Origin of the sequence: Halorussus marinus (genome assembly GCF_004765795.1) — an archaeon.
Taxonomy (GTDB): domain Archaea; phylum Halobacteriota; class Halobacteria; order Halobacteriales; family Haladaptataceae; genus Halorussus; species Halorussus marinus.
The window spans coordinates 63,814-85,612 of record NZ_SBIV01000005.1 but is presented as its reverse complement, the minus strand read 5'-3'; the positions used below and the strand labels follow the sequence as shown (position 1 = coordinate 85,612).

General features: G+C 71.5%; 20 protein-coding genes. 10 read left to right on the top strand and 10 right to left on the bottom strand.

Annotated elements, in window-relative coordinates; all coding sequences use genetic code 11:
• Positions 1–11: 11 nt before the first annotated feature.
• Both EPY72_RS11295 and EPY72_RS11290 read left to right on the top strand, forming a co-directional pair.
• A complete protein-coding gene (locus EPY72_RS11295) occupies positions 12–1,793 on the top strand; it encodes a MutS-related protein (protein ID WP_135806487.1) in 1,782 nt (593 codons plus the stop codon).
• A 48-nt stretch (positions 1,794–1,841) separates the two neighbouring features.
• A complete protein-coding gene (locus EPY72_RS11290; RefSeq protein ID WP_135806486.1) occupies positions 1,842–3,080 on the top strand; it encodes a glycosyltransferase family 87 protein in 1,239 nt (412 codons plus the stop codon).
• On the opposite strand, the gene EPY72_RS11285 is transcribed toward EPY72_RS11290, so the two are convergent.
• From EPY72_RS11285 to EPY72_RS11260, 6 genes are all read right to left on the bottom strand, one after another.
• Positions 3,043–3,255 (bottom strand): hypothetical protein, encoded by a 213-nt coding sequence (locus EPY72_RS11285; RefSeq protein ID WP_134672402.1) that lies wholly within the window; start codon positions 3,253–3,255, stop codon positions 3,043–3,045. The two genes, EPY72_RS11290 and EPY72_RS11285, sit on opposite strands and share 38 nt — an antisense overlap.
• Positions 3,256–3,356: 101 nt before the next feature.
• Positions 3,357–4,460, bottom strand: coding sequence for an XdhC family protein (locus EPY72_RS11280; RefSeq protein ID WP_244605568.1), 1,104 nt, complete (start codon positions 4,458–4,460; stop codon positions 3,357–3,359).
• A 105-nt stretch (positions 4,461–4,565) separates the two neighbouring features.
• Positions 4,566–6,524, bottom strand: coding sequence for a PQQ-dependent sugar dehydrogenase (locus EPY72_RS11275; protein WP_135806485.1), 1,959 nt, complete (start codon positions 6,522–6,524; stop codon positions 4,566–4,568).
• A 153-nt stretch (positions 6,525–6,677) separates the two neighbouring features.
• The gene (locus EPY72_RS11270) at positions 6,678–7,604 is read right to left on the bottom strand and encodes a UbiA family prenyltransferase (protein WP_244605567.1); all 927 of its coding nucleotides are present in this window, start codon (positions 7,602–7,604) and stop codon (positions 6,678–6,680) included.
• Between the two features lie 6 nt (positions 7,605–7,610).
• Entirely contained in the window at positions 7,611–8,438 is an 828-nt protein-coding gene (locus EPY72_RS11265; RefSeq protein ID WP_134672398.1) for a sugar phosphate isomerase/epimerase family protein, read from the bottom strand.
• Between the two features lie 2 nt (positions 8,439–8,440).
• The gene (locus tag EPY72_RS11260) at positions 8,441–9,241 is read right to left on the bottom strand and encodes a TatD family hydrolase (protein ID WP_134672397.1); all 801 of its coding nucleotides are present in this window, start codon (positions 9,239–9,241) and stop codon (positions 8,441–8,443) included.
• A 170-nt stretch (positions 9,242–9,411) separates the two neighbouring features.
• On the opposite strand from EPY72_RS11260, the gene EPY72_RS11255 reads away from it, so the two are divergent.
• The 3 genes from EPY72_RS11255 to EPY72_RS11245 all read left to right on the top strand — a co-directional run bounded on the left by EPY72_RS11255 (position 9,412) and on the right by EPY72_RS11245 (position 13,354).
• The gene (locus EPY72_RS11255; protein ID WP_134672396.1) at positions 9,412–10,629 is read left to right on the top strand and encodes an inositol-3-phosphate synthase; all 1,218 of its coding nucleotides are present in this window, start codon (positions 9,412–9,414) and stop codon (positions 10,627–10,629) included.
• Positions 10,626–12,011: an alkaline phosphatase family protein gene (locus EPY72_RS11250; RefSeq protein ID WP_135806483.1), complete on the top strand. Its 1,386-nt coding sequence runs from the start codon at positions 10,626–10,628 to the stop codon at positions 12,009–12,011. Before EPY72_RS11255 ends, EPY72_RS11250 begins: the two co-directional genes overlap by 4 nt.
• A 65-nt stretch (positions 12,012–12,076) precedes the next feature.
• A complete protein-coding gene (locus EPY72_RS11245; protein ID WP_135806482.1) occupies positions 12,077–13,354 on the top strand; it encodes an amidohydrolase in 1,278 nt (425 codons plus the stop codon).
• Position 13,355: 1 nt separating this feature from the next.
• On the opposite strand, the gene EPY72_RS11240 is transcribed toward EPY72_RS11245, so the two are convergent.
• The 3 genes from EPY72_RS11240 to EPY72_RS11230 form a co-directional block, all read right to left on the bottom strand.
• Positions 13,356–14,204 carry a sugar phosphate isomerase/epimerase family protein gene (locus tag EPY72_RS11240; protein ID WP_135806481.1) on the bottom strand — a complete coding sequence of 283 codons (849 nt, stop codon included), beginning with the start codon at positions 14,202–14,204 and terminating at the stop codon, positions 13,356–13,358.
• A gap of 78 nt (positions 14,205–14,282) precedes the next feature.
• Complete coding sequence (locus EPY72_RS11235) at positions 14,283–14,573, bottom strand: DUF7526 family protein (protein WP_134672392.1); 291 nt, start codon at positions 14,571–14,573, stop codon at positions 14,283–14,285.
• 31 nt (positions 14,574–14,604) lie between these two features.
• Positions 14,605–15,966, bottom strand: coding sequence for a cytochrome P450 (locus EPY72_RS11230; RefSeq protein WP_134672391.1), 1,362 nt, complete (start codon positions 15,964–15,966; stop codon positions 14,605–14,607).
• A gap of 87 nt (positions 15,967–16,053) precedes the next feature.
• Between EPY72_RS11230 and EPY72_RS11225 the strand changes: the two genes are divergently transcribed.
• From EPY72_RS11225 to EPY72_RS11205, 5 genes are all read left to right on the top strand, one after another.
• Positions 16,054–16,719, top strand: a complete 666-nt coding sequence (locus tag EPY72_RS11225) for a helix-turn-helix domain-containing protein (protein ID WP_134672390.1) — start codon at positions 16,054–16,056, stop codon at positions 16,717–16,719.
• A gap of 103 nt (positions 16,720–16,822) precedes the next feature.
• Positions 16,823–18,055: an ornithine cyclodeaminase, nickel-pincer nucleotide-dependent gene (locus EPY72_RS11220; RefSeq protein ID WP_134672389.1), complete on the top strand. Its 1,233-nt coding sequence runs from the start codon at positions 16,823–16,825 to the stop codon at positions 18,053–18,055.
• A gap of 72 nt (positions 18,056–18,127) precedes the next feature.
• Positions 18,128–19,195 carry a zinc-dependent alcohol dehydrogenase family protein gene (locus tag EPY72_RS11215; RefSeq protein WP_135806480.1) on the top strand — a complete coding sequence of 356 codons (1,068 nt, stop codon included), beginning with the start codon at positions 18,128–18,130 and terminating at the stop codon, positions 19,193–19,195.
• A gap of 80 nt (positions 19,196–19,275) precedes the next feature.
• Positions 19,276–20,268, top strand: coding sequence for a C40 family peptidase (locus EPY72_RS11210; RefSeq protein ID WP_135806479.1), 993 nt, complete (start codon positions 19,276–19,278; stop codon positions 20,266–20,268).
• A gap of 101 nt (positions 20,269–20,369) precedes the next feature.
• Entirely contained in the window at positions 20,370–21,623 is a 1,254-nt protein-coding gene (locus EPY72_RS11205) for a hypothetical protein (protein WP_135806478.1), read from the top strand.
• Between the two features lie 21 nt (positions 21,624–21,644).
• Here EPY72_RS11205 and EPY72_RS19435 read toward each other — a convergent pair whose 3' ends face one another.
• Entirely contained in the window at positions 21,645–21,791 is a 147-nt protein-coding gene (locus EPY72_RS19435) for a hypothetical protein (RefSeq protein WP_167599510.1), read from the bottom strand.
• Positions 21,792–21,799: the final 8 nt, after the last annotated feature.

Below are 21,799 nucleotides of genomic sequence, written 5' to 3'. Positions count from 1 at the left end.
ACGCCTCGGACATGCGACTGCAGGAGTACTGGGGCGTCGGGCCCAAGACGAGCGAGCGCCTCGAAGCCGCGCTTGGCACCGAGCGCTCGATCGAGGCCATCGAGTCCGGCGACGTCGGCGCGCTGGTGGCGGCGGGGCTGGCCCGCGGGCGCGCGACCCGCATCCTGCGCCGCGCGAACGGCGGCGAGGGGATGTCGGTGCTCGCCACCAGAGACGCCCGGTCGGTGTACAAGGACCTGCTCGGGATCGCGAGCGACTACGCCCTGACCGAGTCGGCGGCCGACCGCATCCGGGTGCTGACCCCGCTCCGCTCTCGGGACGACGCCGAGGCGCGCCTCGACGCGGTGGTCGACGCCAGAGCGTCGTGGGAGGCCCTCGACGGGACGACCCGCGAGGCGGTCCGCGCGGCGTTCGAGACCTACGCCGACGACGGCCTCGACCGCGACGAGGCCGCGGTCCGGACAGCGCTGGCGATCCGGGACGCCGGCGTCTCCGGCGGGGCGTTCGCCGACGTGACGGCGATCAACCGCGACGCGCTCGAAACTGCGGCCGACGCGCTCGCGGACCTCGACGGCGGCGAGGTGGCTCGCGGGGTCGACGACGAACTCGACTCGCTCCGGGACGCCCGCGACGCGACCGAGGCGCTGTCGGCCGACTCGCTCGACGCGATGGAGGAGATCCGGTCGGAGGCCCGGGCCGGCGCGGAGTTCGGCGAGGTGGTCGTCGACTACGTCGCGAGCGAGACCGGCGCGGGGTTCCAGCGGGTCAGAGACGCCGCCCCCGACGACGCCGCCGACGCCGCTGACTTCGTGAACGCGACGCTCCGGGAACTGCTCGCGGCGCTTCGGGAGGCCGCCGACGAGCGCGAGCGGTCGGTCGCCCGCCGGCTCCGGGGCCGGATCGCCGACGCCCGGGCGGCGATCGACGCCGCGGCCGAGGCGGTCGAGGACCTCGCGTTTCACCTCTCGCTCGCTCGGTTCGCGGTCGCGTTCGACCTCTCGCGCCCCGAGTTCGTCGACGACGGGTTCGCGGTTCGGAACGCCCGGAACGTCGGACTCGAAGCCGCCGACGAGGACGTCCAGCCGGTGACCTACGCGATCGGCGACCACGACGTTGCCGACGGGTCGGCGGCCGACAGCGAGCGGTCCCCGCCGGCCGGCGACCGGGTAGCGGTCCTGACCGGCGCGAACTCCGGCGGGAAGACGACCCTGCTGGAGACGCTGTGTCAGTGCGCGTTGCTCGCCCAGATGGGCCTGCCGGTGCCCGCCGAGCGCGCCGCGATCTCGCTGTCCGACGACATCGTGTTCCACCGGCGCCACGCCAGCTTCAACGCCGGCGTGCTCGAATCGACGCTCCGGAGCATCGTCCCGCCGCTGACCGGCGGGGAGAACACCCTGATGCTGGTCGACGAGTTCGAGGCCATCACCGAACCGGGAAGCGCGGCCGACCTGCTCCACGGGCTGGTCCGGCTCACGGTCGACCGGGGCGCGCTCGGGGTGTTCGTCACCCACCTCGCCGACGACCTCAAGCCCCTGCCCGAGAAGGCCCGCAAGGACGGCATCTTCGCCGAGGGGCTCGACGACGACCTCGAACTCGAAGTCGACTACCAGCCCCGCTTTGGCACGGTCGGCCGGTCGACCCCGGAGTTCATCGTCTCGCGACTGCTCGCGGGCGCCGACGGCCGGGCCGAGCGGGCGGGCTTCGAGACGCTGGCCCGCGCGGTCGGCGAGGAGGCCGTCCAGCGCACCCTCGACGACTGGTCGCCCGAGGCGGCCCGCGAGGCCGAGGACTGAGCGTCGCGACGCTCCCGATTCGCCCGTTCGACGACTGCCGACCACACCATGACAGACGACGCCCCGCCCTCTCCGTGGCCCGCACGCATCGTCCTCCTCGCAGGCGTCCTGCTCGGCATCGCCGGCGCCGAGGCGACGCTCGCCCGCCGAGCGTCGCTCGTCGGCGTCGACCTGAAGGTGTACCACCTGGCGGCCGAGACCGCGCTGGCCGGCGGGGACTTCTACGCCGCCTCGCCGGCCGGCCACCCGTACAGCTACGTCTACCCGCCGGTCACGATCCCGGCGTTCTACCCCTACGCGCTACTCGACGGGTGGGAAGCCGCGTTCGCGGTCCACACGCTCGTCAACGTCGCGGCCGCCGTGGGCGTGGCGGCGTTGCTCGTGGCGTTCACCGAGCGGTATCGCGGGACCGAGCTACCGTGGGTCGACCGCGCGCTCGTCGGGGCGTTCGCGGTCGCGTCGCTCCACTCGGTGCCCTCGATCCTGTACGGCGAGACCAACTTCCCGCTGTTGCTCGCGATCGCGGCGGGGTTCTGGTGGCTCGAAGTCGACGGCGAGCAGACGAAGGCCGGCGTCGCGTTCGCGCTCCCGGCGGTCGTCAAGCTCTTCCCCGCGGCGGTGGGGCTCTGGCTCCTCCGCCGGCGGGCGTGGCGGGCGATCGCGGCCGCGACCGCGACCGGCGTCGGGGCGTTCGCGGTCGGGGTGGCGGCGTTCGGCGTCGACACCCACCTGACGTACGTCGAACGGGCGCTGGTCCCGCGGCTCTCGAACGACCAGTTCGTCGGCGGGCTCGACCCCGCCGCCCAGCTGGTCACAGTGCGCCGGCCGCTGTCGGTGCTGTTCCCGTCGCTCCCGTCGAGCGCCTACACCGCGCTCGGGTTCCTCGCGCTGGCGCCCGTCGTCGCGTACACCTTCCGGCGGATCGAGACGCCGATCGAGCGCCTCGTCGCGATCTTCGTCACGATGGCGGTGATGGTCGTCGGGTTCCCGTCGCTACTGCTGTACTTCGCGTTCCTGTTTTTCCCGTTGGTGCCCCTGCTCTACCTGTTCGAGGCCGGGCCCGAACGGGCGCTGTTCGCGACCGGCGCGTTCGTCTCGAACGTCGCGCTCACCGCGTCGAACGTCGAGACGCTGGTGACCGAGACGCCGATCCCCGACGCGGCGTTCGAAGCGCTGGCGCCCGCGCTCGCGCTGGCGACGCCGCCGCTGTACGGGACGGCGCTGATGCTCGCCGGCTGTGTCCTCGCGGTCAGAAAAAGAGCACCCACGCCAACAGCCCCATCGTGAGGATCGAGAGGATAGCGGGTAGCAACGCCAGCAGGGTCGAGACGAGCCGGCTCAGTCGGCGCTCGTTGTCGACGGGCGTGAGCACGCTGTACCCACACGAGACACACTGCTTGCGGTCGGTGCTGTGCTTTCGCCCGCAGTCTTTGCACTGCCACTGCTTCGGTCCGAGCGCCATCAGTGTTGGCAGACACCACGAACCCGGGGGTGTTATGCTTTGGGTCCGGCCGGCGCGCGCTCCGCCCGTGAGCCCGCCGAACCGCGGGTCGCGCGGCGCGGTCACACGTCCGGGCGCGGGTGGATCGGCCCCTCGCCGCGGGTGAGCCGACCGCCCTCGCGGCCGTTCGCGACGGCGAGCGCCTCCGCGACGACGCTCAGGCCGACCTGCGCGGGGTCGTCGCTCCCGAGGTCGAGGCCGACCGGCGAGGCGATCCGGTCGCGGTCGGCGTCCGAGAGGTCGCGTCCGTCCTCGGCGAGCGCCTCGGCCAGCGCCCCGAAGCGCTCGCGGGGCCCCATCACGCCGACGTAGGGAACGTCTGTGTCGAGCAGGGACGCCAGCGCGAGTCGGTCGGCCTCGAAGTCGTGGGACAGGAGCACGGCGTAGGTGTCGGCGGGCCGCCCGACAGCGTCGGCGAGGTCCGCGGGCCGGATCGCGAGGACCCGGTGGGCGGCCGGAACGTCGCCGGCGTCGATCCCGGTCCCGGTCGGGGTCGCGACCGTCACCCGAAAGCCCGCCTCGCGGGCGAACCGCGCGACGGGGCGCACGTCGAGGTCGCCGGCGAGCGCGAGGAGTTCTGTCGCGGGCGCGTAGCCGTCGACGAACACCGTCGCCGTCCCGCGGTCGGTCTCGGCGGTGATCCGGGCGGATTCGCCGGCGGCCGCGAGGTCGCCGGCCGTCGGCCGAACGTCGGCCAGCACGTCGTCGGGGATCGGTGGCCTCGCGTCGGCGGCCTCGACGCCGCCGTCGGGGGTCGCGATCGCTCGCGCGCCGACCGGCGCCCGGTCGCCGCCCGTGACCGTCACCACGGCGACCCGCTCGCCCGCCGCGATCCGGTCGAGCGCCGGCTCGACGCTCGCGTCGATCGGTTCGACCAGCAGGTCGACGACGCCGCTGTACCCCAGTCCCCGGCCGAGCGTCCCCCCGTCGGCCGTCAGGTCGAACGTCCGGGCGAGCGGACCGTCGTCGAGCGCCGCCGCCGCGAGGTCGGCCAGCGGGTCCTCGGTGTCTCCGGCCCGCGCCGCGTCGGACTCGACCACCCGCTTTGCGCCCGGGCGGCGGTAGGCCGCCCCCTCGGCGCCGGCGACGGTCGCGAGGACCGCCGGCGAGTCGGCGTCGAGGCGGCCCGGAGCGCGTTCCGGGCCGCGAGACCGCCGGCCAGCCACGGATCCGTGTCGGCGTCGCTCATGGCGTTCGCTATCGAGCGCGTCCACTTAGCGCTGGCGTCGATGCCGAAAAATGAGCGCCTGCGCGTGACCGAACTGCGAGGGCTACTCGCTCTCGGTCGTCGTCATCTCGCCGTCGCCCTCGGTCGTCATGCTCTCGCTTTCGGTCGTTGTCATGCTCTCGCCTTCCGCCGTCGTCGTCATCTCGCCGTCGCCCTCGGTCGTCATGTCCTCGCCCTGGGGCGCCGATATCTGCTCGCCCTCGCCGGCCGGGACTATCCGGTAGACGACGCCGGTCTCGCCCTGGGGCACGCCGCTGTCGTTGCCCATCACGTAGAGGCGGCCGTCGTTGTCCCGTCCGAACGAGAGGACGTACATGTTGAGCTGTCCGTTCGGCGAGCCCTCGAGCTGGACCTCCTCCAGCGACCAGAGTTCGCCCTCGCTCTCGGACGGCGTCGCCGCGAAGATCCGGCCCGCGGGGTCGGCTCCCGTCTGGCTGTAGTCGCCGAAGACGTACTTGCCGTTCAGCCCGGAGATGGCGTCGTTGTTGTACATGTACCCGCCGATGATCGACACGCCGACCCCGCGACCCTCGTAGGTGTGGGGGTACTCGATGACGGGGTCGAGCAACGGCTCGCCGCCCCGGACGTCGTCGGGCGTGCTGTCCGGACAGTCCTCGGGCGGGTCGTTGGGGCTGTCCGTGCTGAAGCAGTGGGTCGCCTCCTTGACGTTCCAGCCGTAGTTGCCGCCCTTCTCGACGATGTCGACCTGCTCGAAGAGGTTCTGCCCGTTCGACGCGACGTAGAAGTCGCCGTCGTTGAACGACGCCTTCCACGGGTTGCGCAGTCCCCACGCGTAGTACTCCGGTAGTCCGTCGTAGTCGGCGAAGTCGCCGCCCTCCGCGAACGGGTTGTCCTCCGGGATGGCGTACGGCAGGTCTTCGCCCTCGTTGTCGACGTCGATGCGGAGCACGCCGCCCATCAGGTTCTGGGTGACGTCCTGCCCGTTGCCGCCCTCGTTCGCGTCGTACCAGTCTTCGACGTGGCCGAGCCCCGTGTCGTCGGCGTCGCCGCCGTCGCCGGTCGGCACGTAGAGGTAGCCGTCGGGTCCGAAGGCGACCGCCCCCGCGTCGTGGTTGAACTGGGGCGAAGGCATCTCGAGCAGTCGCGTCTCGGACTCGGAATCGGCGCTCGAGAGGTCCTCGCTTGCCTGGAACTCCGAGAGCACCTCCATGTGGTCGAACTCGCCGGGGCGCTCGCCCCACTCGGCGGAGCTCACGTACGGCGGGTCACCGAGCGGCACGCTCAGCCGCAGGAAGAACCGACCGTTGTCGGCGAACTCGGGGTGGAACGCCAGCCCGAGCAGTCCGCGCTCGTCGAACGGGCCGCTCTCTCGGCCGCCGACGTCGACCAGCATGTCCGAGACGTCGAGGAACGGCTCGTCCTGAAGCTGTTCGCCGTCGTGGACGTAGAGCCGGCCGGGCTGGTCGAGGATGAACACCCGCCCCGAATCGTCGGGCGCGGGTTCGAACCCGACCGGTGAGACCAGCCCTTCGGCGACCTTCTCGACGCCCGCACCGGCGCCGAACGGCATGAACCGCTCCTGGGACTCCTCGGCTTGGGTCGTCTCCCCGCCGAAGCTGATCGAGCCCCGCATCGACGCGGGGTGGACCTCACAGACGTACTCGGCCATCTCCTCGGTCGCCGAGAACTGCAGGGTCTGTGTCGCGCCCTCCTCGTTGATGATCTCGGTCGATTCGAGCGCCTCGCCCTCGCCGTCGAGGATGGCGACGTTGTGGGGTCGGCCGTCCGTGTTCTCCCAGGTGAACGCATACTCCTGTCCGGGTTCGAGTTCGAGCGTCGGGTTCGTCGTGTCCGCGATCTCCGAGGGCTCTCGGCCCATCCAGCCCGCGACCTCGCCGCCGAAGACGAACTCCTGGCGCTCCTGTCCCGCCGCGACGCCGCCTACCCCGACGAGCGCTCCCGCGGCCGCGGTGGCCTTGAGGAACGTTCGCCGCGAGGACGGGTCGCCGATTCCGCTCGTCTGTTCGTTGTCTCGTGACATCCACTCATCCGCCGACGCCGACCCATATAGTCTCCGAATACCGTTTCCGAGACAAACACCTGATTTCCTGCCCGTCAGCCATATTACGGCGGAGCTACCGATTCGCAACACGAGATTTCGGCCGACCGAACTTTCCCGGTTCGGCGGCGGGACTCAGGAGACGTCGAACGCCCGAGAGAGCCCGACCGCCGGGAGGAGAAACGCGAGCGCGACCGCGGCCCACTCGGCCCCAGCGACGGCCGCGAACGCCGCGTCGAGGGCGACGAGCCCGAGGACGCAGGTGCCGACCGCGGGGCCGACGGTCTCGGGCGTCGGGTCGCGGTACGCCGCCCGGAGAGCGCCGCCCGTCCACGCGAGGAAGCCGACCGCGGCGAGCCCGCTCGCCCCGACGGCGACCGCGCCGGGCCCGACCGCCCAGACGAGCGCGGGGGCCACGACGCCCGCCGCGACGGCGGCCGCGCCCGCGAGCGCGATCGCCCGCCGGTCCCCGCCGGTCGCCTCGTCGGCGGCCATAGACGTCACCGCCGCGATGTAGCCGGCGACGACGACCGGGACCGCGAACAGCCACGCCGGGGCCACCGAGGGCGCGAGCCCGGCGGCGGTCGTGCCCAGAAAGACGTTGAGCCCGCGCGTCGATCCCATCGTCAGAAATCCCGGAGCGCTACCCTTCAGCCCGGCGTCGTACAGCACCACCGCCGCCGCGAGCGCCGCCGCGACCAGCCCCCCGCGAGCGCCGCCGGCCGCGGCCGCCACCGCGACGCCGCCGCCCAAAAGCGAGAGGCCGACGCCGAGCGCGGCCGCCCGCGAGACCCGTCCGGAGGGGATCGGGCGCTCGGGGCGCTCGGCGGCGTCGACCGCGGCGTCGAAGTAGTCGTTCAGCGTGGTGCCCCCGGCGTAGAGCAGGGCGGACGCGACCGCGAGCCCCGCGGTCGCACCGAGCGGGACCGTCGCGCCGGCGGCCGCGGCCAGCGCCGCGCCGACGATCACGTCGGGCGGCGCGGTAAAGAGGTTCGGGACCCGGAGCAGTTCGGCGTACGCGCCGACCGCGGCCCGGAGGCCGGTCGCGTCGCTCCGAGTCACGCCCACCTACGCCCACCCGCGCTCGTCGAGGTACGCGTACGCCTCGCGCGCGGTCTCGGCGGCGGTCTCCCGATACGGGTAGAGCTCCACCGTGACGAACCCGTCGTAGCCCGTCGACGCGACCGCGTCGAGAAAGCCCTCGATGTCCATCGCGCCCTCGCCCAGTTGGGTGTGCTCGTGGCTCCGGTCCTCGGGGATGTCCTCGACGTGGTAGTGGCCGGTGTGGGCTTCGAGGCGCTCGACCGCGGCGGCGGGGTCCTCGCCGACGCAGAACAGGTGGCCCGCGTCGAAGTTACAGCCGACCGCCTCGGAGTCGATCCGGTCGACGAAGTCGAGGAAGTGGTCGGTGGTCTCGATCAGGAGGTCGGGTTCGGGCTCGACGAGCACGTCGACGCCGAGTTCCTCGGCGGCCGGGACCACCTCGCGGATGCTCTCGGCGAACGTCTCCATCCCCCACTCGCGGGACTTGCCCTCGGGGATCGGCCCGCCGGGCTGGACGGAGATGTACTCGGCGCCGAACGCGTCGGCCAGTTCGAGCGCGCCCAGCGTGTACTCGACGCGCTCGCGGCGGTACTCGGGGTCTTTCTCGATGTACGACGGATGCTGGAAGTCCTCCTCGGACACCATAAACGCGTTGCAGTTGCTGATCGCGAGCCCGGTCTCCTCGAGGGCGTCCTCGACCGCCCGAATCTCGTCGGGGCCGGTGTCGTCGGGGTGGAGGTGCGAGCCCCCCAACAGCAGTTCGACGCCGTCGTAGCCGATGGCCGCGAGCTCCTCGACGGTCTCGACCGGAGTGTACTCCTGAAACGCGTTGGCTGAGAATGCGAACTCCATCGTCACCGCTCGTAGTCGAAGTTCGGCGACTGGTCGAAAAACTCGTAGGGGTTGTCGAAGACGACCTTCCGGACCGCATCGCGGTCCCAGCCCCGATCGAGCATCTTGTCGCGGGCCTTCGGGACCGCCAGCGGGTCGGAGGGGTCCCAGTCGGCCGCGCTGTTGAGGATCATCTTGTCGGTGCCGTGCTCTTCGAGCAGGTCGATGGCGGCCTCGGCTTCGATCTTGCCGGGGTAGAGAGTGAACCCGACCCAGCAGTCGGTCGCCACCGCGGTTTCGACGGTGTCGACGGTGTTGTGGTCGATGATGATCCGCTCTTGGGTCGCGCCCTCGTCTTCGATCAGTTCGACGAGGCGCTCGGTCCCCTCGGGCTTGTTCTCGTGGGGCGTGTGGACGATGACCGGGAGCTCGCGCTCCTCGGCCATCCGGAGCTGGCGCCGGAACGCCTCTTCTTCTTCGTCGGTGCCCTGATCGAGTCCGATTTCGCCGACTCCGACCACGTTCTCGCGGTCGAGGTACTCGGGAATGCGTTCCATGACTCGGTCGGCCATCTCGGGGTAGTTGGCCTCTTTCGGTTCGAGCGCGATGGTGACGTAGTGGTCCATCCCCGCCGCCCGCTCGGCGCGGTCGGTCTCGAAGTCGATGATCTGCTCGAAGTAGTCGAAAAACGACTCGGCGTGTCGCTTGTCGGTGCCGCTCCAGAACGCCGGTTCGATACAGCACTCGATGCCCGCGCGTCGAGCGCGCTCGTAGTCGTCGCTCGACCGGGACACCATGTGCATGTGTGGGTCGATGATCCGCATCGTCGGGATACCGGCCCGTAGCCACTTTGTTATGGAGTTGTTTCCTCATCGTAGTGATACTATACTGCCGGCAGGAACGGCCGCGACTTGCCGGGGTCGTATTTTCCGCCCGGAAAAACATCTCAGGTAGCCCATAAGAACGAAGGGGCTCGCTGGCGTACTCGGTTGGGATGACGAAAACAGGGGTCTGGCTGATCGGGGCGCGCGGCAACGTTGCGACGACTGCGATGGCGGGCGCGCGCGCGATCGCGCACGGTCGGACGGACGAGACGGGGATGGTGACGGGCCGCGAACCCGCGTCGCGCCTCGACCTGCCCGCGGTCGAGGAGTTCGCGTTCGGCGGCCACGACATCCGGGAGACGGGGCTGGTCGAGACCGCCCGGTCGCTCTCCGAGAGCGGGGTCCCGACCGCCGAGACCGTCGAGGCGGTGGCCGAGGACCTCCGCGAGATCGACGGCCGGATCAAGACGGGGACCGCCGTCAACTGCGGCGAGGCGGTCGCGGATCTCGGGGACGGGCCGCCGCTCGAAGACCGCTTCGGCGTCGAGGAGGTCGTCGACCAGATCCGGGACGACTACGAGTCGTTCCGCCGGGCGGTCGACGCCGACCGACTGGTCGTGGTCAACGTGGCCTCGACCGAGCCAGAGCTCGCGGCCCCCGACCGATACGACACCCGCGAGGCGGTCGAACGCGCCATCGCGGACGACGATCAGGACCTCCCCGCGAGTTCGCTGTACGCCTACGCCGCGATCGCCGACGGCCACCCGTACGTCAACTTCACGCCCAGCACCGGGTCGGCGCTCGACGGGCTCGACGACCTCGCCCGCCAGGAGGGCGTCCCCCACATGGGTCGAGACGCGAAGACCGGCGAGACGCTCGTGAAGTCGGCGCTCGCGCCGATGTTCGCCGGGCGGAACCTCCGGGTCATGTCGTGGGAGGGCCACAACATCCTCGGCAACACCGACGGGCAGGTGCTCGAAGACGAGGCCAACGAGGCCGGTAAGCTCGCCAGCAAGGGCGGCGTGCTCGACTCGATCCTCCCGGACATGGGCCACAACCGGGTGCGGATCGACTACACGCCGTCGCTGGGCGACTGGAAGACCGCGTGGGACTACATCCACTTCGAGGGGTTTCTCGACACCCAGATGACCATGCAGTTCACCTGGGAGGGCTCGGACTCGGCGCTGGCCGCGCCCCTCGTCCTCGACCTCGTACGGCTCGCGGCCCACGCCGACGAGGCCGGCGAGTCGGGGGTCCAGCCCCAGCTCGCGTCGTTCTTCAAGTCGCCGCTCGGCGTCGACGAGCACGACCTCTCCCGGCAGTTCGACCTGCTCGAAGCCTACGTCGAGCGCCACGCGGGCTCGTCCGGGACGGAGGCCGACCGATGAGCGGGGCCGGGGGCGCCGCGGGTCGGGCGATCGTCCTCGACGTGGTCGGGCTCCAGCGCGACCACCTCGGCGGCGGTCGCGCGCCCAACCTGACCGAACTGCTCGACGGCGGCCCGACCGCCGACCTCCGGCCGCCGTTCCCGGCGGTGACCGTCCCGGTCCAGACGACGCTCGCGACCGGCCAGTCGCCCGCGACCCACGGCGACGTTTCGAGCGGCGAGTACGACCGGGCGACCGACGACGTGGCGTTCTGGGAGCGCGACCGGGGCGACCGCGACCGGCTCTGGGAGACCGCCAGCGACGCCGGGCTCACGACCGGCGCGCTGTTCTTCCAGCACCTCATCGGGACGTCCGCCGACGTGGCGGTGACTCCCTCGCCGATCGAGGACGAGAACAACGACCTGATCGAGATGAACTGCTGGACCAACCCCGACGACTTCTACGACCACCTGGAGGCCGACCACGGTCACTTCCCGCTCCACCACTACTGGGGGCCGGGCGCCAACGAGCGGGGCACCGAGTGGATCCTGACCGCCGCCCGCGAGGCGGTCGAGCGCTACGACCCCGATCTGCTGTGGGTGTACGTCCCCCACCTCGACTACGACGGCCAGCGGTACGGCCCCGACTCCGACGAGCAGGCCGCGGCGGTCGAGACCGTCGACGCGATGGTCGGGGAGTTTCTCGAGTTCCTCCGGGGCGGCGACCGGTGGAACGAGACCGCGATCAACGTCGTCAGCGAGTACGGCTTCCACGCGGTCGAGACGCCCGTCTTCCCGAACCGCGCGCTCCGGGCGGCCGACCTGCTCGCCGTGCGGGACGACGGCGAGGGCGGCGAGGAGGTCGACGTAGCCGGGTCGGCGGCGTTCGCCATGGTCGACCATCAGGTCGCCCACGTCTACGCCGACGGAGGGGCGATCGGGGACGCCCGCGAGGCGCTCGCGGACCTCGACGGGATCGATCGGATCGCGACCGGCGACGACCGGGCGGAGTACGGCCTCGACCACCCGAACGCGGGCGACCTCGTGGTCGTCGCCGAGCCGACGGCGTGGTTCCAGTACTACTGGTGGACCGACCGCGCCGACGCCCCCTACTACGCCACGGACATGGACATCCACGCGAAACCGGGCTTCGACCCCTGCGAGCTCTTTTTCGGCGACGAGGGGCTGGCGTCGCTCGACCCCTCGAAGATTCAGGGCTCGCACGGGCGGGTCGACGACGCGACGCTCGGCGTCTACGGGTTCGGCGGCCCGGCCGCGCCCGACGAGTCGGTCGCCGACGGGGCGGTCGACGCCCGGGCGGTCGCGCCGACGCTCGCCGACCTGCTTGGCGTCGAGGGCCTCGACGCCGGCTTCGAGGCGCCGTCGCTACTCGATCGAGCGTGATCGCCGGACGGTCCCGGCCTGCCGGTTCAGTGTGTTTAATGGGACCACTGTTCGTTCGTGGAGCCATGGCGACGACCGACTCCGAGAGCCGGCTGATCCGGCTCCGGCGAGACCTGCACGAACACCCCGAGCTCAGCTGGTGTGAGTTCTACACCACCGCCCGCATCGTCGAGGAGCTCGAATCGATCGGCGTCGACGAGCTCCACGTCGGCCCCGAGATGCTGACCGAAGACCGGCTCCGACCGCCCGCCGACGAGGACCTCGAGCGCGAGCGCGAACGGGCCCGCGAGGCGGGCGTCGACGAGGCGTTCCTCGACGAGGTCGGCGACGGCTACACCGGCGCCGTGGCCGTGATCGAGCGCGGCGAGGGGCCGACCGTCGGGCTCCGGGTCGACATCGACGCGTTGCCCCAGCGCGAGTCGACCGACGACGACCACTACCCCGCGGCCGAGGGGTTCCGTTCGCGGTTCGACGACCGGATGCACGCCTGCGGCCACGACGCCCACGCCGCGATCGGAGTCGGGGTCGTCGAGGCGATCGCCGACAGCGATTTCGAGGGCACGCTCAAGGTCTTCTTCCAGCCCGCCGAGGAACTGGGCGCCGGCGCCGCCTCGATCGTCGGGAGCGGCCACCTCGAAGACGTCGACTCGCTGTTGGCGGTCCACGTCGGGCTCGATCGGGAGGTCGGGACCGTCATCCCGGGCATCGAGTCGTTCCTCGCGATCAACGGCTTCGACGCGGAGTTCGACGGCGAGCCGGCCCACGCCGGCAACGACCCCGACGGCGGGGCCAACGCCGTCCGGGCGATGGCGGCGGCGGTCGAGGACCTCTACGGCATCCCGCGCCACGGCGACGGCGCGACCCGGGTCAACGCGGGGGTCGTCGGGGGCGGCACCGCGACCAACATCGTCGCCGAGGAGGCGTTCATCGAGGGCGAGGTCAGGGGCGAGACCACCGAACTGCGAGACTACATGCAGGACCGGGCCGAGACCGTCCTGCGGGCCGCCGCCGAGAAGCACGGCTGTGAGGCCTCCGTCGAGTTCGGCGACGGCGCGCCGAGCGCCGAGTGCGACGACCGACTGGTCGATGCGGTCTCGGCGGCCGCCGAAGACCGCGGGGCGACCGTCCTCGACGGCGACGAGGACGCGCTCGGCGGGAGCGAAGACGCCACCCGGCTGATGCGGGCCGTCCAGCAACGCGGCGGCGAGGCGACGTACGTCGGCGTCGGATCGAGCAACCCGACCGGCCACCACACCGCGACGTTCGACGTCGACGAGGACAGCATTCCGCTGGCGGTCGACGTGCTCGCCGACGCGATCCGGTCGGCCGCCGCGGAGTCGTAGGTCAGACGTACCGGTTCAGTTGCTCCATCGACTCGCGGGCCGCCCGGTCGGGCTCGTCGGGGTAGGTGTACAGCTCCATCGTCACGAAGCCGTCGTAGCCGGCGTCGTCGAGCGCGTCGAAGATCGAGGCGAAGTCCAGATCGCCCTCGCCGGGGATCCGGTGGTAGTGTTTCCCGCGCCGGCCGCCGACGATGTCTTCGAGGTGGACCCCGGTGACGCGGCCGGCGGTGCGCTCGATGGTCTCGGCGAGGTCCTCGCCGTACACCGCGGCGTGGCCCAGATCGAGGTTCACCCCGAGCGCGTCGCGGTCGACCGTCTCGATCAGTTCGAGCACCTCGTCGGTGCACTCGATCAGGAGTTCGGGCTCGAACTCGATGCCGACCTCGACGCCGCGAGGCTCGGCGTAGTCGAGGATCTCGTCGAGCGACGCTTCGAGGTGCTCGCGGGCGCGCTCGGGCGGGTTTCCGGGCAACGGCCGCCCGGTCGCGACGCAGACCGCCGGCGATCCGACCGCGTCGGCGAGGTCGATCGCGCGCTTGGTGTACTCGACCCGCCACGACCGGCGGTCGTCGTCGGCGGTGATGAGGCTCGGCTCGAAGAACGCCGACGGCGGGGCGTCGTCGTAGTACCCCATCGCGGTGTTTGCGTTGACGTTCGACACCGCGAGGTCGGTCGCATCGAGCGCCGCCGTCAGGGCTCGGCGGTCCTCGTCGCCGAACTCGGGGAAGTACGCGTGGGGGGCGTCGCCGAGCAGTTCGACGCCGGCGTAGCCGTGGTCGGCGATCCGGTCGACGGCCTCGGAAAGCGAGTGGTTCGTGTAGGCGTTCGTCGAGAACGCGAGGTCGGCCATAGCCCACCCACGACGGCCTCGGACAAACCAGTTGTCACGGGCTCGGCGCCGAGCAGGCGGCCGACGGGCTCGGCGGGCTCACCGGAGGTCCCGCACGTCGTAGACGCCCGCGATCGGCGTCGCCTCGACGGTCGCGGTCACCTCCTCGCCCTCCTCGGGGTCGGCGTCGGCCACGAGCGTCACGGGTTCGATCGGGTCCCGGAGCAGGAACGACCGGACGCGCTCGATCAGCGAGGGCGCACCGCCCTTTCGACAGACGAGCACGTACCGGGACTCGGCGAGCCGCCTGAGGTCGTCGTCGAGGTCGTACTCGTCGAGCTTCTCGGGCGGGACGACGTGGAGCACTTCGCCGGTGAGCGTCTCGGCCATACGGGTCGAAGGGGCTCGACGGAGATGTGGGTTACTGGTCGGTCGCCTCGCGGCGGTGGACGGTCATCGGGATCTCGTGTTTCGGCCGGGCGGTGACCGTCGCCATCAGGTCGAGGTCGGTCCCGGGGACGAGTTCGAGGTGATACCGCTGGTAGACGGTCGCGAGCAGGAGTCGGGCCTCCAGGAGCGCGAACCGATCGCCGATACACCGTCGCGGGCCGGCCGCGAACGGGAAGTACGCAAGTTTCGGGAGCGACTCCTCGAAGCCGTCGGTCCACCGGTCGGGGTCGAACGCGAGCGGATCGTCGTACCACCGTGGGTCGCGGTGGACGACCCACTGGTGCATCCGAACGGTCGCGCCCGTCGGAATCTCGTAGCCGCCGATCACGTCGGGCTTGACCGGCTCGCGAACGATGCCCGGCACCGGCGGGTAGAGACGCATCGACTCCTTGACGACCCGCTCGGTGTAGGTCAGCTCCGACAGGTCGGCCATCGTCGGCGTCCGGCCGTCGAGCACCGAGTCGAGCTCCGCGACCAACTGGCGCTCTACCTCGGGGTGCTGGGACAGGGCGTACATCGTGAGCGTCAGCGAGAGCGCGGTCGTCTCGTGGCCGGCCAACAGTAGCGTCGTCACCTCGTCGCGGATCTGGTCGTCGGACATCGCGGTCCCGTCGTCGCCGGTCGCCGACAGCAGCATCGAGATGACGTCGTCCTCGCCGGGGTCCTCGCGGCGCTTGGCGATCATCTCGGTGACCACGCGGTCGAGGCGCTCGCGCGCGCGTCGAATCCGGCGACGCGACGGCGTCGGCACGCCCGGGGGCAACACGACGTTCGAGAGGCTCTCGGTCGCGACCATGAACTCCTCGAGCGCCGATCCGATGGTGTCGACGTGCTCGTCGATGTCGACGCCGAACAGCGCGCGGGCGACGATCCGGAGCGTGACCGACATCATGTCCTCGTGGACCGGGCGGGTCTCGCCGTCGGCCCAGTCGCCCAACAGCGCCTCGGTTTCGTCGGTCATCATCTCCGCGTAGTTCCGGATCCGGTCGGGGTGGAACGCGGGCTGGATCCGGTGGCGGTTGCGCCGCCAGACCTCCCCCTCGCTGTTCAGGATGCCGTTGCCGGTCACGGGCCCGAGCGTCCGCTGGAACTGCTCGCCTTTGACGTAGTTCTGATTGTTCTGGACCAGGACGCGCTCGATGTACTCGGGGTGGTTGAGCTGGTAGACCGGGCCGCCGGGGTCTTCCCAGTGGGCGATGTCGCCGTACTCTCTGGCGGTACGGGTCATGAAGTCGTACGGGTCCCGGACGTAGGCCAGTTGGTTGCCGACCAGCGGGAGGCCGTCGGGGCCGGGCGGCGTCTCGCCGGGGGCGCGAGTCGTGTCGTCGCTCATTGGTCTCGAATACCGGCCGGAGACACCTACGTGTGTATCCGAGCATCCTAGGTGTCTTTTTACGGGGCGGGGCCGTATCGTCCCGCGATGCGCTACGCGACCGTGACGCTGACGTGGACCGACCTGTCGGTCCTCCCGCTCGACGACGCGTTCGCATCGTCCGACGCGATGTCGGTCGAGGCGATCCGGTACGTGAGCCCGATCCGCGACGAGGCGTACGCCGAACTGCTGGAGCTCCGAGGCGATCTCGAGGAGGCGCGGCGACTGCTCGCCGACGACGAGGACGCCATCGCGTACGACGTGGCCGGCGACGGCGAGCGGGGCGTGGCGTACGTCCAGTGTCGGACCGCGGCGGTCGCCGGGGAGTTGCTCTCGATCCTCCACGAGCACGAGATCGTCGTCGACTGGCCGCTGTCGGTGATCGACCCGCCGAGCGGTCGGGGGTTCGAGCTCACCGTCATCGGGACCAGCCGGGCGATCCAGCGGGCGGCCGCCGACCTCCCCGAGGGGTTCCGACTCGACCTCGAGCGCACGGGCGAGTACGACCCCGGTACCGGCCGGCTGTCGTCGGTCCTGACCGACCGACAGCTCGAACTGTTCGAGCTCGCTGTCGCCGAGGGGTACTACGAGGTGCCCCGGGAGACGACCCACCGCGAGCTCGCGGCCGACCTCGATCTCTCGCCCGCGACGGTGAGCGAACACCTCCAGCGGGTCGAATCGAAGCTGGTCTCGACGTACGTCGACGGGCCGTAACCCCGGCCGTCGGCTCCGGTCGCGCCGGCCGACCACCGACCGTCGGTCGGGGTCGCCCGTCGGCGTGCGAACGCTAAAGAGAGCCGGTTCCGTTGTCCGGCGTATGACGGTAGCTCGAACGGTCGAACTCGAAGGCCACATCATCGACTCGGGGACGATGCAACAGTGCTTCGGCGCGGTGATGGACCTCGGGGGCGACTTCGACGTCGAGGTGTTCGACGTGGGCAAGCACAAGGAGGCCGAGTCGTTCTGTCGGATGACGGTGAAAGCCGACGACGAGCAGACCCTTCGGGAGATCCTCCACGAACTCCACCAGCACGGCGCCCACCTCGCCGAGCCCCCGGACGCGACTTTAGAGCCGGCCCCGGCCGACCGGGTCGTCCCGCACGGCTTTTACTCGACGACGAACCACCCCACGCAGGTTCGCTACGAGGGCGAGTGGCTCGACGTCGAGAACATCGAGATGGACTGTGCGGTCGTGGTCGATCCCGACGCCGACGGCGGCCCGCGGGCGTACACCAAAGTCCTCAACGCCATCGAGGAGGGCGACCTCGTCGCCACCGACGAGGCCGGCGTCCGGGTCGACCCGCCCGAGCGACCCCGGGGGTCTGGCGGCCCGTTCGGCTTCATGCAGGGCGGGGTGTCGGCCGAGCGGCCCTCCGGGTCGCTGATCCGGGAGGTCGCGGAGGCACTCGAGGAGACGAAAGCCGAGGGCGGGTCGGTGCTCGCGGTCGTCGGGCCCGCGCTCATCCACTCCGGGGCGGGCGACGCGCTCGCGCGGCTGGTCCGGGAGGGGTACGTCGACGCGCTGTCGGCCGGAAACGGCTTCGCGGTCCACGACCTCGAACGGGGTCAGTACGGCACCTCGCTCGGGATGGACGTCGAGACCCTCGAGAGCCCGCGGAAGGGCCACAAACACCACATCTACACGATCAGCGAGATCATCCGGGCGGGCGGGATCGAGCCGGCGGTCCAAGAGGGCATCGTCGAGGACGGCGTGATGTACGAGTGCGTCGACAACGACGTGCCCTACGTGCTGGCGGGATCGATCCGCGACGACGGCCCGCTTCCGGACACCATCACCGACGCGGTCGAGGCCCAGAACGCGATCCGCGAGCAGGCCCACGAGGCCGACATGGTGTTGATGCTGTCGACGCTGCTGCACTCGGTCGCGGTCGGCAACTGCCTGCCGTCGACCACCCGGGTCGTCTGCGTCGACATCAACCCCGCGACGGTCACCCAACTGCTGGACCGCGGGAGCGCACAGGCCATCGGGATGGTGACCGACGTGGGCACCTTCGTCCCGGCGCTCGCCGAGAACATCCTCGACGAGTGAACCCGCCGGCCCCGCGACTCGCGGATCGCCGCGACCCGCCGATTTAACCGCTCGGTCCTCCAACGCCCGCCCATGGAGGCCGCAGTCCTCGACGCGTACGGCGAACCGCTCGACATCCGCGAGGTACCCGACCCCGAGCCCGACCCCCGCGGGGTCGTGATCGAGACCGAGGCCTGCGGGATCTGTCGGAGCGACTGGCACGCCTGGCAGGGCCACGGCGAGTGGGCCGACGATCGGGTGCCGATCGGCCAGATCCTCGGCCACGAGCCCGCCGGTACGGTGCTCGCGGTCGGCGATCGGGTCGAGCGCATCGGCGTGGGCGATCGGATCGCCGTCCCGTTCAACCTCGGGCGCGGCGACTGTGCGCACTGCCGGAACGGCCACGGCAACGTCTGTTCGGACGGGCTGGCGCTGGGGTTCGAGGCCGACGCGCCGGGGGCGTTCGCCGAGCGTGTCGCCGTCCCGTACGCCGACTACAACGCGGTCCACCTCCCCGAGGGGGTCTCGCCCGCCGAGATGGCGAGCCTCGGCTGTCGGTTCGCGACCGCCTACCACGGGCTGGCCCACCGGGTCGACGTGGAGGCCGGCGACTGGGTCGCGGTCCACGGCTGTGGCGGGGTCGGCCTCTCGGCGGTCCACGTCGCGGACGCGCTCGGCGCGAACGTGATCGCGGTCGACCTCGACGACCAGAAACTGGCGAAAGCGACCGATCTCGGGGCCGACGAGACCGTGAACGCCCGCGAAGAAGCCGACGGCGGCGTTCCCGAGGCGATCCGCGGGCTCACGGACGGGGGCGCCCACGTCTCGGTCGACGCGCTCGGGGTCGCCGAGACCTGCCGCAACTCGGTCGCGTGTCTCCGCAAGCGCGGGCGCCATCTCCAACTCGGGCTGACCACCGACGAGGAGCGCGGGGCGGTCTCGCTCCCGACCGACGCGATGACGATGCGCGAGATCACGTTCCTCGGCTCGCGCGGGATGCCCCCGACCCGGTACGACGAGCTCCTCCGGATGATGGATCGCGGGACGGTCTCGCCCGCCGAACTGGTGACCGCGGAGGTGTCGCTCGGCGACGTTCCGGACCGCCTCGCGGCCATGAGCGACTACGGCACCGTCGGCATCGAGGTCGTGACGGAGTTCTGAACCGCGTTTGCGCAGACGCAAACGCGCCCGAGGCGACGTGCTAAAACTTAACACCCCCGCCCGAGCAGTTGGGTCCAGCAATGGAATCGGACCGACGACTCGACCGCGCGCTGACGCGGTGTGAGATACACCGGGCGCCAGACCCCCGGCTCACGGCGTTCGACGTCGCCGCCGAGCGCGGGCGGGACGCGGTCGTCCTCTCGGGGAGCGTGCTGACAGACCACCTGAAGACCCGCGCGATCGAGGCCGTCGCCGCGACCGCCGACCGCCCGGTCGCGGCGACCGATCTGACCGTACTCGAAGCCGAGGCCGCGGCCCGGACCGTCACCGCGCCGGTGGTGTCGGTCCGCGCCGACCCCGACCGCGACGCCGAGCAGGTGACACAGGCGCTGTACGGCGCGTCGATCACCGCCTACGACTCCGAGACCGACGCCGACGGGGTCGAGTGGCGGCGGGTCCGGTCCCCCGACGGGTACGTCGGCTGGATCGAGCGGGCCCACCTCGGCGTGGGGGCCGAGATCGACGCCGACGCCGCGGTCGGGGCCGGCCGACTCGACGTGGCGACCGACCCCGGAACCCTGTACGGTGGCACCGAGTGCGAGGTGCTCGACCGCGGCGAGCGCGTCCGGGTGCGATTTCGCACCGGCGCCGAGAACGACCTCCCCGCGGACGCGCTCGAACCGCTCCCCGACGCGCCGGCCGAGTCGGTCGGCGAGGCCGCGGTCGAGACCGCCCGAGCGTATCTGGGCACCGAGTACGTCTGGGGCGGGCTGACCGTCGAGGGAATCGACTGCTCGGGGCTGACGTGGATCGCGTACCGCCGGAACGGGGTGGCGCTCCCGCGGGACGCCGACCTCCAGCGCCGGGTGGGCCAGCGCGTCGAACGCGAGGCGCTCGCGCCGGGCGACCTCCTCTTTTTTCCGGGTCACGTCGCGCTCGGCCTCGGCGGCGACCGCTTCGTCCACGCCGACGGCGACGCGAGCGAGGTGGTCGTCGACAGCCTCGATCCCGACGACGACCGGTACAACGAGGCCCGCGCCGAGTCGTTCGAGTTCGCGACCCGGCCCGCGTGAGTCGGGATACGTCGGCGGTAACTCGGTTCAGTCGGATTCAGCCGAGTTGCGCGGCGGATAAGCGACGTATACCTTTGTCCGAGCGCGTTCCAGTCGTCGGTATGGGGAATCGAGAGACACGACGCGCGTTCTTGGGTCGGAGTGCGGCGGCGGCCGGGATCGCGGTCGCGCCGGTCGGAACGATCGCGGCGACGACCGACCAGTCGAACCGGCTCCGGATCGAGAGCGAGGGCGGCGGCGTCGCCGCCTACGAGTTCACGGTGAGCGGATCGGTCCGACAGGAGGACGGCGGCGATCGAGCCACCGGGGGCCGCGCGTACGGCCACGTCGGTCCCGACCGCGGGGTCGACGCGTTCGCCTACTCGGGCGAGATCACCGGGCTGTCGGTGGCGGGCCCGGCGCGAGTCCGCCGGGACGGTTACCGGCTCCGCCCGGCGACGTACCCCGCGCCCGAAGGAGTGGCGGCCACCCGGGACTTCCCGGCTCACGCCGGGACGAGCCGGCTCGAAATCGAGAGCGAGGGCGGGGGCGTCGCCGCCTACGAGATCGAGGCCGGCCGGTCGGTGCGCCAGCTCGACGACGGCGACCGCGTGGCTGGCGATCGGGCCGCCGGCCACGTCGGCCCCGATCGGGGCGCCGACGCGTTCGAGCTCGCGGGGGGCGTGACCCGGTTCAGGCTCGCGGGCCCGGCGTCGGTGCGCCTCGACGGCGAGGCGGTGGTCGCGGGCGGCGGCGCTCGCGAGGTCGTCCGGGCCAGCCCTCGGTCGGAGATCACCGCGGCGCCCGGGACGACCGTCGTGTTTCAGGCGCTCGCGCGGGGGTTTCGCGGGGACCGACCGATCGGAGCGTGGTACGTCGACGGCCGGCGTCGCTACGGACCGGACGCGTTTTACACCCACCTCAACACCGACGGTCGCCACACCTTCACCCGGACGTTCGAGTCGACCGGCACCCACCGGGTCCGGGCCGACCTCTACGACGGGGACGCGCGTCCGGACGACGGCGACTCACCGATCGGCACCGCGAGATGGACGGTCGAGGTCTCGCCCGACGGGAACCGAGCGCCGACCGTCGAGCGCGTGCGCCCCGCGACCGACGCGATCACCACCGCTCGCGACGCCGTCGATCCGCGGACCTTCGCGGTCAGGGCGACCGATCCCGACGGCGCGCTCGACCGGGTCGTCTGGTGGATCAGTCAGGGCGACTCGGTGGCGGCGGTCTCGCCGGTCGACGGGCCCGCCGCGCGAGCGAGCGCGGTCCACGACCCCGATCCCGGTCTCCCGTTCGGCGCGCGGGCGATCGACGAGGCGGGCGCGCTCTCCGCGCTGGCGTTCTGGACCGTCGACCGTGCGTAAGCGTTTGCGTTTGCGTTAACGTTACGTCTTCGACCCCCAGTCGGAGATCCCGAGCACCGAGTCACAGTCCGGGCAGGTCCAGACCTTCGGCGAGCTCGCGGCCACGCCGCTCTCCAGTCGCTCGGCCCAGTCGGTGATGTCGGACTCGCAGTGAGGGCACTGTGCCATGGGCGTCG

What these genes read in the sequence shown, in the direction of transcription:
- EPY72_RS11295 (WP_135806487.1), top strand. Translation starts at nt 12, where the DNA reads ATGCGACTGCAGGAGTACTGGGGCGTCGGGCCCAAGACGAGCGAGCGC.
- EPY72_RS11255 (WP_134672396.1), top strand. Translation starts at nt 9,412, where the DNA reads ATGACGAAAACAGGGGTCTGGCTGATCGGGGCGCGCGGCAACGTTGCG.
- EPY72_RS11265 (WP_134672398.1), bottom strand. Translation starts at nt 8,438, where the DNA reads ATGGAGTTCGCATTCTCAGCCAACGCGTTTCAGGAGTACACTCCGGTC.
- EPY72_RS11225 (WP_134672390.1), top strand. Translation starts at nt 16,054, where the DNA reads ATGCGCTACGCGACCGTGACGCTGACGTGGACCGACCTGTCGGTCCTC.
- EPY72_RS11220 (WP_134672389.1), top strand. Translation starts at nt 16,823, where the DNA reads ATGACGGTAGCTCGAACGGTCGAACTCGAAGGCCACATCATCGACTCG.
- EPY72_RS11245 (WP_135806482.1), top strand. Translation starts at nt 12,077, where the DNA reads ATGGCGACGACCGACTCCGAGAGCCGGCTGATCCGGCTCCGGCGAGAC.
- EPY72_RS11290 (WP_135806486.1), top strand. Translation starts at nt 1,842, where the DNA reads ATGACAGACGACGCCCCGCCCTCTCCGTGGCCCGCACGCATCGTCCTC.
- EPY72_RS11215 (WP_135806480.1), top strand. Translation starts at nt 18,128, where the DNA reads ATGGAGGCCGCAGTCCTCGACGCGTACGGCGAACCGCTCGACATCCGC.
- EPY72_RS11210 (WP_135806479.1), top strand. Translation starts at nt 19,276, where the DNA reads ATGGAATCGGACCGACGACTCGACCGCGCGCTGACGCGGTGTGAGATA.
- EPY72_RS11230 (WP_134672391.1), bottom strand. Translation starts at nt 15,966, where the DNA reads ATGAGCGACGACACGACTCGCGCCCCCGGCGAGACGCCGCCCGGCCCC.
- EPY72_RS11275 (WP_135806485.1), bottom strand. Translation starts at nt 6,524, where the DNA reads ATGTCACGAGACAACGAACAGACGAGCGGAATCGGCGACCCGTCCTCG.
- EPY72_RS11205 (WP_135806478.1), top strand. Translation starts at nt 20,370, where the DNA reads ATGGGGAATCGAGAGACACGACGCGCGTTCTTGGGTCGGAGTGCGGCG.
- EPY72_RS11285 (WP_134672402.1), bottom strand. Translation starts at nt 3,255, where the DNA reads ATGGCGCTCGGACCGAAGCAGTGGCAGTGCAAAGACTGCGGGCGAAAG.
- EPY72_RS19435 (WP_167599510.1), bottom strand. Translation starts at nt 21,791, where the DNA reads ATGGCACAGTGCCCTCACTGCGAGTCCGACATCACCGACTGGGCCGAG.
- EPY72_RS11250 (WP_135806483.1), top strand. Translation starts at nt 10,626, where the DNA reads ATGAGCGGGGCCGGGGGCGCCGCGGGTCGGGCGATCGTCCTCGACGTG.
- EPY72_RS11260 (WP_134672397.1), bottom strand. Translation starts at nt 9,241, where the DNA reads ATGCGGATCATCGACCCACACATGCACATGGTGTCCCGGTCGAGCGAC.
- EPY72_RS11235 (WP_134672392.1), bottom strand. Translation starts at nt 14,573, where the DNA reads ATGGCCGAGACGCTCACCGGCGAAGTGCTCCACGTCGTCCCGCCCGAG.
- EPY72_RS11240 (WP_135806481.1), bottom strand. Translation starts at nt 14,204, where the DNA reads ATGGCCGACCTCGCGTTCTCGACGAACGCCTACACGAACCACTCGCTT.